The organism is Sorangium sp. So ce394 (assembly GCF_051474665.1).
GTDB lineage: Bacteria > Myxococcota_A > Polyangia > Polyangiales > Polyangiaceae > Sorangium > Sorangium cellulosum_D.
The window spans coordinates 3,607,311-3,619,330 of record NZ_CP150339.1 but is presented as its reverse complement, the minus strand read 5'-3'; the positions used below and the strand labels follow the sequence as shown (position 1 = coordinate 3,619,330).

Below are 12,020 nucleotides of genomic sequence, written 5' to 3'. Positions count from 1 at the left end.
CGGCGGGTTCGGCGTGAAATGCGCCGCTGCCATGCACGCGACCTCGCCCACCGTGTTCGTTGTGGACGACGACCCCTCGGTGCTGCGCGCCCTCGAGCGGCTGCTGCGCTCGGCGGGCTACGCGGTGGAGGGGCACGCGTCGCCCGAAGCGTTCCTGGAGCGCGCCCCCTCGGAGCGGCCGGGCTGCGTGGTCGTCGACCTGCGCATGCCGGGCCTGGGCGGGCTCGAGCTGCAGGACGAGCTCGCGCGACGGGGGTGCCCCTTGCCGGTCGTGTTCCTCACCGGCCACGGCGACGTGTCGAGCTCGGTGCGGGCGATGAAGGCGGGCGCGATCGACTTCCTCACGAAGCCCTGCGACGACACCGACCTGCTCGCCGCGGTGGAGCGCGCCATCGCGCGCGACGCCGAGGCGCGCGCCGCCCGGGGCGAGCAGCAGGCGCTACGGACGCGCTTCGAGGCGCTGACCCCGCGCGAGCGCGAGGTGTGCCTGCGGGTCGCGCAGGGGCTCCTGAACAAGCAGATCGCCGAGGAGCTCGGCGCGGCGGAGAAGACGATCAAGGTGCACCGCGGCCGGGTGATGGAGAAGCTCGGCGTGGAGTCGGTGGCGGAGCTCGTGCGGCTCGTGGATCGGATCCAGGGGCCCTGAGCCCGGCGCGCGATCCCCAGGGGTCGCCACGGGGCCACGATCTCACGCCGGGCGACGGGTCTGGAGCCCCCGGAGGTCCTGGTTCGCAGCGCCCCTGAGGTGGCCCGTCGAGGGCCGGGCGAGCGCCATCCCGGGGAGCCGTCAGAAGATCTCGGGGCACCACGGGGCGCGCGTCGTCGCTCCCGTAGGCGCGCGCCGCGAGCGCCGCCTCGACGTCCACGGGCCGGATGAGGTGCTGGCGCGGAGAGCTGTACGGGTCGGGGCGCTTCTGGGACAGCATCTGTCCGGCGCTCGGCCAAGTAGGACCTTGGTCCCATAGATTTCCCGGCTGGGCCTATTAACCTGCTCCGCCATGGGCAACCAAGTGATTGCAAACGGACGTTACAGGATTCAGACGGCATTCCGGCGGGAGAACGTGGGGGAGCAGGCCGCCGAAGCGCCCTTGTCGCTGCTCCCGGAGGAGGGCGACAACTTCACCTGGGAGGTGGCCTTCGACGGCACCGACAGCTACACGCTGCGCAACGTCAAGACGGGCAGCTATCTGGGAGACGATGATGCGCCGCAGACCAACACCATGCCGCTGCTGAGGGGCGCATCGAAGCCCTTCCCCTGGAAGATCGAGCGCGGGCCGGAGCCGGACACCTTCACCCTCTCCCCCAAGGGCTCCAACGGCACGACGCGGTTGGCCTTCAGCATGCTGCGGATCTTCCCGCCGCCGGTCGCTTGGATGCCGGCGTCCGGGGATCATCGTCCAGACGAGCTCTGGCGCCTGGTGAAGATCTAGCCAGGCCCCTCCCGCCGGCGGAAGACCCCCGCGCCGCGGTCGACGAGCGCATCCCCTCGGCGGCGTCTTCCGCTTCATGGGGGCAGTATACCCGTCGAGTGAGGAGGTCGATCGCGACGCGGCACCCGCAGGGCAGGGCGCGAAGGATCAACGCATCCGGGCGGACTTCACGAGGACGCTCCACCACCAGCTCGCCGCGCTGAACGGCCCCGCCAACGTGACCATCCCCCGTTTTTTTTTGCTGGAGCGCTCTCCGGCGCGCCAGACGTGCACCCATCGAGTCCAAGGAGACGAGTCCATGACGAGCAACAGCACCCCGATCATCAACACGGTAGAAGGTCCGGTCCAGGGCGTCGTCGAGAGCGAGATCCTCGTGTTCAAGGGGATCCCCTACGCCAGGCCGCCCGTGGGCGCCCTGCGCTGGAAGGAGCCCCAGCCGGTCGAGCCTTGGAAAGAGACCCGCAAGGCCGACGCCTTCGGCAAGGCCTGCCTCCAGCCCACGTATCCCTCGATGGACGGCGCGGGCGACGTGGGGCCGCAGAGCGAGGACTGCCTGTACCTGAACGTCTGGACGAGCGGCGTGGACCCCGGCGTCCTCAAGCCGGTCATGGTGTGGATCCACGGCGGCGCCTTCAAGATCGGCGTCGGCAGCGACAAGATCTACGGCGGGGGTCCGCTGGCCAGGAAGGGCGCGGTGGTGGTGACCCTCAACTACCGCGTGGGCCTGCTCGGGTTCTTCGCCCATCCGGGCCTGGACAGGGAGCTCGGGCCGGTGAACTTCGGCCTGCTCGATCAGATCGCCGCGCTGGAGTGGGTGCAGCGCAACATCGCGGCGTTCGGCGGCGACCCGGGCAACGTCACGATCTTCGGCCAGTCGGCGGGGGCCGAGAGCGTGCTCGCCCTGTTCGCCTCCCCGCTCTCGAGGGACAGGAACCCTGCCCTGTTCCACAAGGGCGTCGCGCAGAGCCCCTATGCGATCCCGGAGCAGACGCGGGTGAAGGCGTCCGAGCTCGGCGTCAAGGTCGCGTCGGGGCTCTTCGGGCTCGATGGCGCGCGGGCCACGGCCGAGGAGCTGCGGGCGGTGCCGGCCGAGAAGTTCGCCGAGAAATTCATGCCGACCCCGGAGAACCCGCGCGGCCAGGTGCCGTTCTTGGGGCCGGGCCCCGTGCGCGGCGACACGGTCCTGCCGACGGGGCTCAGGGCCACCTTCGAGGCCGGCGAGCAGGCGAAAAAGCCGCTCATCATCGGCAGCAACAGCGACGAGGCGAGCGTCCTCGAGGCGTTCGGCATGGATCCGGCGGCCGTCATGCAGATGATCATCGAGGCGGGCGGCGAGGAAGCCGAGGACGCCCTGGAGGCCCTCAAGCGGCTGTACCGCAGGGATCCCGAGGTGACCGAGGAGGACCTCCAGAACCCGAGCCGCTTCGCCGGTCTGGTGCTGCGCGACATGCTGTTCACCGCGCAGGCCCGGTGGCTCGCGGACAGGCACTCGAAGGTGGCCGAAACGCGGTGGTACTACTTCAGCTACGTGCCCGAGGGGGACCGCGAAGGCCAGCCCCACGGCGTCCCGCACGGCGGCGAGATGATCTTCCCGTTCGGGGGCATCAAGCCCAGGTTCACCGCGGCGGATCGGACGATGTCCGAGAAGGTCAGCAGCTACTGGTTCTCCTTCGCGAAGACCGGTACGCCGGCGGGCCAGACGAGCTGGCCCAAGCACGAGATGGGGCGCGAGGGAGATTGGAAGCAGGACAAGACTCTGGTGCTCGGCGAGACGATCGAGGTCGCGAACGACTTCAGGAAGGTGCGCCTCGACGCGCTCATCGCGCAGTATCCGAAGCTCGAGGCGGCGCTCGCGGCGGGCGCCGGCTCGGGCGGCGGGCCGCGGTAGGGGCTCGCCGGCGGGGGCAAGGCGGCCTCGACCAGTCAGCGCGGGGGGCGCCCGCAAAGGAGCCCGGCGCTCGCCCGCGGCGCCCTTCACTCGCCGGAGGTCCCGGACTCCGTGCGGCTTCGGTTCGCGCTCACCTCCGGCGGGGATGGCTGCGAGGCGCTTCGGCGTAGGACCAAGGTCCCATGGCGCGGGGGGCCGTCGCGACCCCACCATGGCCGGGCCATGTACTGCGAGAGCCGAGAGATGGATGTGGGAGCGGTCGCGTCGTCGGCGGGCAGGGGGCGGCCGTCCCCGGCGAGCGCCGGGATCGGAATCCCGGCCGTCGACCTGGTCGTGCTCATCGATTCCGGCGACGCGATGAAGGATCTGGCAGAGACGCTCAGCAAGGTGGTCGGCACGGCCATCGACGCCGCCAGGTTGAAGCACCCGGCGAGCCTCCGCGTCACGTACCTGGGCACCGAAACCGCGCTTCCGCATACCATCTTCATGATCTCGGCGCGCGGCTACCTGACCCTCGCGTGCAGGGTCGATGCGTCGTTGCTCGCGAGCCGCCCCCTCGGGCCCTGGAACGGCAAGCCGGAGGGGCGATCCGCCGGTGTCCCGGGGAGCGCGGGGCACGCCCTCATCGACATCATCTCCCACTTCGACTGGCGGCCCGGGGCCACCCGCAACGTCCTCTTCGTGGGTGATGGGCCGCTCGATGGCGTCCGTTCCCGCACGCCGGCGGGCGAGGGCGAGGATCGCGGGGCCGCGAGCCGCGCCATCGAGGCCGCCCGGCGGATGGGCGCCCGCGTGCACATGAGCCCGAGGCTCGACCGGTCCCGCGGTGACGCGCAGCTCCAGGACAGGCCGCGCAAGGGCATCGACGCGGAGTACGCGCGCGTGGCCGCCGGGACGGGCGGCCGGTTCTTCGCCGTGCAGGACAGCCTGGGCGCCCGCCTCACGATGCTCGAGGCCGCGATCGGCGCCAGCACGACGCCCCCGCGCATCACCGCGGCGGAGCCGATGCCCAGGCAACCGCAGCGGCGGGATGCGCCCAATGTTGCCCTCGGCGCCGCCCTCACATCGGCGCCGGGTGCTCGCGGGCCGCGGTGAGCCGCGCGCCGAGCTCGTGGATCCGGAACTCCTCGGCCAGCCCGCGCACCTCCCGGAGCCACGGCGCGAGCCGCGGGTCCTCCGCTTCGAGCGCGGCGAGGCGCTGCACGAGATCCTGGAGGCGACCCCGCTCGACGAGCTCGGCGAGCCGCGCGAGCTCCTCCCGGGGCGGCGGCACCATCGGTGCTCGCGGCGGCGCGCCGCTGCCGCCGCCATCGTCCACGCCGCGCGCGAGGTCGGGCGCCGCGCGGATCCAGGTGAGCGCGAGGCGGCGCTCCAGGAGCTCGAGCAGGGCGCCGAGCTCGATCGGCTTCGGGAGGAAGCCGTCGCAGCCGGCGGCCACGCTGCGCGCGCGCTCAGGCGCCTCCACGCTGGCCGACGTGGCCAGGATCGGCACCCCCGAAAGCCCGGGGAGCCGGCGGATGCGGCGCGCGGCCTCGTCGCCGCCGAGGTCGGGCATACGCAGATCCATCAGCACGAGGTCCGGCCTGCGCCCGGCCGCGAGCGCGACCGCCGCCTCTCCGCCCGCGGCCTCCAGGACCTCGAAGCCGAGCGGGGCGAGCGCGTCCCGCAGGAAGGCGCGGTTGTCCTCGTGGTCGTCGACGACGAGGATCGACCGGCGCGCTCCCTCGTAGCCCGCGATCGCCGCGGCCCCGCGCCGCTCGCCCGCCGTCGATTCGCCGGAGAGCACGGGGAGGTCGAGCGCCACCGTGAAGGCGCTGCCCTCGCCGGGCGCGCTCTCCACGTCGATGCGGCCGCCCATCTGGTCGACGATGCGGCGCGTGATCGCGAGCCCGAGGCCCGCGCCCTCGCCCTGCGCGCGCCGCTCGCCGGCCTGCTCGAACGGCTCGAAGATGCGCGCGAGATCCGCCGGCGCGATGCCCGGGCCGGTGTCCTCGACGCGGAGCACGACGCCGCCGCGCGCCTGTCCGTCGCGCGGCGCGACCCGGAAGGTCACCCGCCCCGCGCGGGTGAACTTGATGGCGTTGCCGAGCAGGTTGAGGAGCACCTGCGTGAGCCGCTTCTCGTCGACCCGGACCCACGCCGGCGTGCCCTCCGCCACCTCGAGCTCGAACGCGAGCCCCTTCTGCGCCGCCCGCACCTTGCACAGCTCCGCGACCGTCCGCGCGAGCGACGGCAGGTGGACGTCGGCCGGCGCGAGATCCATCCGGCCGGCCTCGATGCGGGCGAGATCGAGCACGTCGTCGATCAGCGTGAGCAGGTGCTCGCCCGACCGGCGCACCACGTCGACGCTCGCTCGATCCTCGGCGATGAGCCGCCCGGAGCGCTGGAGGAGCTGCGCGTACCCGAGGATGCCGTTGAGCGGGGTGCGCAGCTCGTGGCTGATGCTCGCGAGGAAGGTGGTCTTCGCCTGGTTCGCGGCGTCGGCCGCGTCCTTGGCGGCCTTGAGCTCGGCGGTGCGCTGCTCCACGAGCAGCTCCAGCTCGCGCGTGCGCCTCCGGAGGGCCCGGAGCCGCAGCCGCACGCCGGCGTAAGCGAGCCCGGACAGCGCCGCGGCGTAGCCGAGGTACGCCCAGAGGGTGAGCCACGGCGCGGGCCGGACGCGGAAGGCGACGGCCGCGGGGCCGGCGACGTTGCCGGCGTGATCGCGGCCCCAGACCTGGAACGTGTACGCGCCGGGCGCGAGGTTCGTGTAGCGCGCGCTCGCGTCCGCGCTCCACGCGCTCGGCGCCGCGTCGAAGCCGACCAGCTGGGCGCGGTAGCGCGTGCTGCGCTCGTGAAAGAGGCTCAGGAGCGCGTACTCGAACGTGACGGTGTTCTCGTCCCAGGCGAGCGACGCGCCCGGCGCGAGGGCGAGCGCGCCGCGCGGACGTTGAGCGCGGGCGTCGAGCTCGAGCGGCTTCGGCGCGACGTCCGGGACCTCCTCGGCCGGATCGAGCACCGCCACCCCGCCGGACGTGCCCGCCCAGACGCGGCCCCGGCCGTCCACGAACGAGCCGTTCTGGTTGCACTCGTTGCTCGGCAGCCCATCGTCGGTGGTGAAGGTGTACGCGGCGAGCTCGGCGGGATCGTCGGCCGTGGGCGCGCGCGGGGTAAAGCGGGTGACGCCGCGGTCGGTGAACGCGTAGACCCGCCCCTGCGCGTCCGCGCGCACGCCGTAGACGATGCCGTCCGGCAGCGCGGGCCGGCTCCGCTCGCTCAGCGTCTCGAGCCACGCCTCGGCGTCGAGGTCGTACCGCGCGATCCCGCCCTGGGTGCCGATCCAGAGCGCCCGCCGGCCGCGGGCGTCCCGGATCTCGGCGAGCGCGGCGATCGCGTCGGAGGCGAGCGGCGCGCTCGCGGCCGTGTAGCTCCGCCATCGCCCGTCCTGGAGGCGCGACAGCCCCTTCATGGTGCCGAACCAGGTGGAGACCGTCCCGCCCGGGTCCGCGGTCTCGACGATGCTGGTCACGTGATCGTCGGCGATGGGCGCCCGCTCCCTCGTGAAGACCTGCCACGCGCCGTCCGCCTCGAGCCGCGCGGCCCCGCCGACCGTACCGATCCAGAGCGCGCGCCCGTCCAGCGACTCCGACAGCCACCGGATGCCGTCGTGGGGAAGCGGGGAGCTCCGCGCCGTGTACGTGGTGAGCTGCCCGCCGGCCCAGCGGTGGAGCCCGGTGGTGTCGCTGCCGAGCCAGACCACCCCGGGCTCGCGCGCCGACGGAAGGAGGAAGGTCACGAGATCGCCGAGCTTGCCGGAGAGCTCGTGCGCGTCGAGCGGCGCGAAGCCCTGCTCCGAGGACCGCACCACGGTGTTGTTCACGGCCACCCAGATCTCGGGCGGGTCGCCCTGTCCTCCCGGCGCGCGCACCTCGGCGACGGAGGTGATGCTGCCGGACAGGCCCGCGTTCCGCTGCGTGAACCCCGTCCACCCGTCGTGCCGCAGGCGCGCGAGGCCGCCGGCGTTGGTGCCGATCCAGAGCGTGCGGCCGCCGTGCGCCGCGCCGGCCGCGGCGAGCGCCATCACGTGGTCGTCGGGCAGCGTCGAGCTCGCCTTGGTCAGCGCCGTCCACGTCCCGCCCTGGAGCCGCGCGAGGCCGCCGCCGTAGGTGCCGGCCCAGAGCGTCCGCGCGCCGGTGCCGCTCACGGTCTCGGCGAGCGCCCGTACCGGCTGTGAGAGCTCCGGCACGCTCGCCGGCGTGAAGCTCTCCCAGCGCCCGTCCGCGAGCCGGGCGATGCCTCCCCGCGTGCCGGCCCAGAGCACGCGGCCCCCAGCGCCCCCTGCGGTCTCGAGCAGGCTCATGACCACGTTGCTGGGCAGTCCGTCGGCGGTGCTCGCGAAGCGGGCGCAGCCCCGGGCGTCGCAGCGGAAGAGGCCGTCGCCCGTGCCGGCCCAGAGCCCCGACGCCCCGCCCGGGAGGGTGGCCGCGTGCAGCGCGCGCACGTCCGGGTGCTCGAACCCGGGCCCCAGGGGAAGCCGCGCCCATCGCTCGCCGTCGAGCCGGTAGAGGCCGTCGGTCGTCCCGACGAAGACCGCGCGCCCGTCGCCCACGGGTACCTCGAGGAGCGCCCGGATCGGCTTCTCGGCCGCGAGCCCCTCGGCGGCCCCGAAGCGCGTGAAGCGCCCTTGCGCGAAGCGGAGGACCTGGCCGGTCATCATCCCGAACCAGACCGCGCCGTCCTGCCCCACCGCGATCCCCTGCACCCAGCTCGACCCCCCGCCGGTCGGCAGCGGGAGGGGCGTGAAGCGGCGTCCATCATAGGAAGCAGCGCCGTTCTGGGTGCCGATCCACAGGCGGCCGCCGGGCTCGAAGGCCACGGCGTTGATGGTGATCTGGGGGATGCCGTCCTCCACGTCGAAGACGCGCATCGCCGGCGCGCCCCGCGCCCGGAGGTCGTCTGCGGCGGCGGGTCGGGGCGAAAGGGCGAGGGCCACGCCGAGCCCGAGCGCGAGGAGCAGGCGCCCGCGCGGGGACGAGGAGCGATCCGTCATGCGGGACGCATTCTAGACGAGGAGCTGTCCTCGTCGCCGTGATCGCGCTCCGCGCGACGGCGGACAACGGCGCACGAGGTGGCACGCGACGGCGCGCGAAGGCCGCTGCCCTGGCCTGGAGTGCCGAGGACGCTGGGCGAGGAGCGCGTCCTCGCGCCGGGCTCAGGCCGCGGCGGCCGGGATCTCGACGTCGCAGGGCTGCCTGAGCGTCACGGGTTGTGCATGACGGTCAGCGGGAACTGGAGGAGCGCGGCGACGACCTGGTTCGGCGCGCCGATAGGCGCCAGGTCGACCGGCTCCTGAAGCTGGTAGACGTTCCCCTGCGGCGGATACACGGGGAGATTGTCGTTCAACAGCTTGGCCGTCTTCGTGTTCGACAGCACCAGGGGCGAGCCGCCGCCCGGCGGCCGCTCGATCGTGACGGTGAAATCCAGGAACATGGTGTTGCGGTACTTCGGAGGCTGATCGCTGGCGATCTCGAGCAGGCTGAGCGGCGTGACGTCGACATCCGCCTGGCGGATGGTGACCCTGCCGAGCACGGGGCTGTCGGCCGACCACTCAAGGCCGAGCACCTTCAGCCTGACGCCGCCGAGACCTGCCGCGAGGTTGGCCTCGACCCTCACCTTCCACCCGCCCTTGAAGTCCAGGGTGACGATCCCGAGGACATCCACCCTCAGGGGAACGTTGACCGCGTAGGAGCTGCACGGGATTTCAAGACCGATCACTGGAAGACCCTGCCGCGCAGACGACATCTCGCACCTCCTTGCCCCGGTGGGGCGTTGCCCTCGTTGGTTCCGAGCGGCAGGACGCTAGCGGCGGCCGACGCCGTCCGCCATGGGACCTTGGTCCCATGGACCGGCGGGGGCTCGTGCCGATAGGATCCACGCAGCGGTCGCGCGTACGCCGTTTCAGAGGGGCGAGCGCTCGCCGACGCCGCCGTCCTGCACCGCTGGCGGGAGCGGTTCGTCACGATGAGCGAGGCCGACAGGGCGCCGCGGTGGGCGGACGCGCCGTGTCGGCGGCCTCAGGCAGGCGAGGGTGTCCGGATCCGCGGGCGGCATCACGGGCTGGCCGCGCCGCCGCGCGGAGCTGCCGGATAGGACCAAGGTCCCATGGCGCGAGGACCGTCACGACTACTGTGCGGCACATGAGCGTCGCGAAGCGGATCCGGGACGATGGCGAGGGCGCCTCCTCGGCGTGCCGGCAAAGCCCACGCCCGCCGCGCTCCGAAGGCGCAATCCGGGCGGTCGATCTCGTCGTGCTCATCGACTCCGGCGATGCGATGAAGGACGTGGCAGACACGTTCAGCAAGGTGATCGGCACGGCCATCGAGGCCGCCCGGACGAGGAGCACAGCGGACCCCCGTGTCACGTATCTGGGCGTCGGCGGCGTGTTCCCTTGCAGCGTCTTCATGGTCACAATGCGCGGCTATCTCACCCTGGCGCGCAGGGTCGATGAATCGTTGCTCCGGAGCCGCCCCCGGGCGCAGCGGACGGGACGGCAGGAGAAGGCGTCCGCCGATGCGGACGGGAGCGCGGGGCACGCCCTCGTGGACATCATCACGCACTTCGACGGGCGACCGGGAGCCGCCCGCAACGTGCTTTTCCTGGGCGACACGCCGCTCGGTGGGCTCCGCTGCCGTGCGCCGGGGGAGCAGGACGTGGAGGTCTGCGGCCCGTGGACCGGCTCCAGGGGCCCTGATCCTGACGCGCGGGCGGCGCGCTCCGCCATGGGACCAAGGTCCCACTGTCGCTCCCGGCGGGCATCCACCTCCACTGGCTCCTGCCCGAGGCGCTGGCGCACGGGATGCACGAGGAGACGGGCACGCGCTCTCCTCAGGTGCCGAACCGATGGCTCATCCTGCGCAGCCGCAGGGGGCAGGCGGACAAGCAGTGGGGGGTCGAGAGCGATACCTCTCGGTCACTCGCCCACCCGGGCGCAGTCCATAGGACGAAGGTCCCATTGCGCCCGCGGCGCGGCGCCTTCAACGTGCCGCGTGCTGGCGCCGCCCCTGGGCGGACGACCATCGCCGTAGACCCTCCTTCATCATCCAGAACCCCACGAAAGGAAACGTCATGGCCCGCTTCGCATTCACGATTCATAGAGACAAAGAGTTCATCTTCGAGACCACCGATGAAGCACGGATCGCCCACGCGCGCCGGATCCTCTCTGGAGCAGAGACGCACCAGGTGCATGTCATGGGGAGGATCGTGAAAACGCCAGCGCCCTACAACCCGGGCTGGTCGTATCACCTCGACCCTGCGACGATCACCTTCTTCGCGGTGGCGATCGAGGTATGCGATGCCAGTGCAAGCTACCTCGAGGACCACCTCGATGAGGCCTGCGGCGCGTTCCTCCCGGGCTGCCACTGGTGCCCGTGGTCGTCCAAGCTGACGCGCGAAGTGACCTGATGACCAAGAAGGCCGAGGCGTGAACCTCGGTCGCTGCTCGACGGGGGCTGCGATCAGCCGTGCAGCTCCCGGAGCAGCGCGTACGAGCGCTGGCGCGCCTCGGCATCGGGCACCGCGCACAGCACCATCAGCTCGTCGGCGCGGGTGGCCTCGAGCAGCTCGTCGAGCTGCTTGCGCACGGACGCCGGGTCCCCGACGACGTTCTGCGCGAACCACTTCTCGGCGGCGGCGCGCTCTTCCTCGGTCCACGGGTGCGCCTCAGCCTCCTCGATCGTCGGATAGGCCTCGCGTTTGCCCTGGCGCACGCGCAGGAATGCGAGCGCGGTCGGGAGCGCGAGGCGCCGCGCCTCGGCGTCGGTGTCGGCGACGATCACCGTGGCGGCGATCATGGCGTAGGGCTGGGAGAGCGCGGGAGACGGCTGGAACAGCTCGCGGTAGAGCTTCAGCGCAGGCAGCGTATTGGCCTGGCTGAAGAGGTGGGCGAACGCGAAGGGCAAGCCGCGCCGGCCGGCGACCTTGGCGCCGTAGTTGCTCGAGCCGAGCAGCCAGATCGGCGGCTCATTGCCGAGCGCGGGGACGGCGCGCAGGCCGTGGTAAGCGTGATCGGCGGCGAAGTCGCCGCGGAAGAACCCGTAGAGCTCGTCGAGCATCGCGGGGAGGCCGTCGCCGGTCGTGGGGTCGTCGCGGCCCAGGGCCGAGGCCGTGAGGGGATCGGTGCCCGGGGCGCGGCCGATGCCGAGGTCGATGCGGCCGGGGAACATCGCCTCCAGGGTGCCGAATTGCTCGGCGATCGTGAGCGGCGCGTGATTGGGGAGCATCACCCCGCCGGAGCCGACGCGCAGGGTGGAGGTCGCGGCGGCGATCCGCGAAATCAAGACCGCCGGCGCCGCCGAGCCGATGTTCGGCATGGCATGGTGCTCGGCGAACCAGTGCCGCCGGTATCCGAGCGCCTCGACGTGGCGCGCGAGCGCGACGCTCTCGGCGAAGGCCGCGCTGGCGCTGGATCCATGTTTGACGGGGGCCAGATCGAGGACCGAGAGCGGAATCCGGTTCATTGTGCGTCCCTTTTGCAAGTATCCAGACAGGATGTCAAGCGCGGCCTCCGGGGCGCTCAGCGCTCGATTGCGAGCACGAGCACGAGCACGAGCACGAGCCGCTCCGCAATCCAAGCCACGACCTCGGGCGCGTCCGTCTCCACCAGGCCGAAATGGTAGCCGAGCGTCTCGGGCTCCGTCGTCTGCGAGACGTGTTCGTCTTTCGTG

General features: G+C 72.5%; 8 protein-coding genes. 5 read left to right on the top strand and 3 right to left on the bottom strand.

Annotated elements, in window-relative coordinates; all coding sequences use genetic code 11:
* Positions 1-31: 31 nt before the first annotated feature.
* The 4 genes from WMF33_RS13570 to WMF33_RS13555 all read left to right on the top strand — a co-directional run bounded on the left by WMF33_RS13570 (position 32) and on the right by WMF33_RS13555 (position 4,413).
* Complete coding sequence (locus tag WMF33_RS13570) at positions 32-646, top strand: response regulator transcription factor (RefSeq protein WP_437337532.1); 615 nt, start codon at positions 32-34, stop codon at positions 644-646.
* 352 nt (positions 647-998) lie between these two features.
* On the top strand, positions 999-1,430 hold the full coding sequence (locus WMF33_RS13565) for a hypothetical protein (protein ID WP_437337531.1): 432 nt from the start codon (positions 999-1,001) through the stop codon (positions 1,428-1,430).
* Between the two features lie 298 nt (positions 1,431-1,728).
* Positions 1,729-3,318, top strand: coding sequence for a carboxylesterase/lipase family protein (locus tag WMF33_RS13560; RefSeq protein ID WP_437337530.1), 1,590 nt, complete (start codon positions 1,729-1,731; stop codon positions 3,316-3,318).
* Between the two features lie 243 nt (positions 3,319-3,561).
* Positions 3,562-4,413: a hypothetical protein gene (locus tag WMF33_RS13555; protein WP_437337529.1), complete on the top strand. Its 852-nt coding sequence runs from the start codon at positions 3,562-3,564 to the stop codon at positions 4,411-4,413.
* Here WMF33_RS13555 and WMF33_RS13550 read toward each other — a convergent pair.
* Together WMF33_RS13550 and WMF33_RS13545 are read right to left on the bottom strand one after the other, a co-directional pair.
* Entirely contained in the window at positions 4,379-8,347 is a 3,969-nt protein-coding gene (locus WMF33_RS13550) for a hybrid sensor histidine kinase/response regulator (RefSeq protein WP_437337528.1), read from the bottom strand. The two genes, WMF33_RS13555 and WMF33_RS13550, sit on opposite strands and share 35 nt — an antisense overlap.
* Before the next feature lie 209 nt (positions 8,348-8,556).
* A complete protein-coding gene (locus tag WMF33_RS13545; protein WP_437337527.1) occupies positions 8,557-9,072 on the bottom strand; it encodes a hypothetical protein in 516 nt (171 codons plus the stop codon).
* Positions 9,073-10,422: 1,350 nt separating this feature from the next.
* On the opposite strand from WMF33_RS13545, the gene WMF33_RS13540 reads away from it, so the two are divergent.
* Entirely contained in the window at positions 10,423-10,758 is a 336-nt protein-coding gene (locus tag WMF33_RS13540; protein WP_437337526.1) for a BP74-related protein, read from the top strand.
* A gap of 53 nt (positions 10,759-10,811) precedes the next feature.
* On the opposite strand, the gene WMF33_RS13535 is transcribed toward WMF33_RS13540, so the two are convergent.
* A complete protein-coding gene (locus tag WMF33_RS13535; protein WP_437337525.1) occupies positions 10,812-11,813 on the bottom strand; it encodes an LLM class flavin-dependent oxidoreductase in 1,002 nt (333 codons plus the stop codon).
* Positions 11,814-12,020 lie beyond the last annotated feature (207 nt).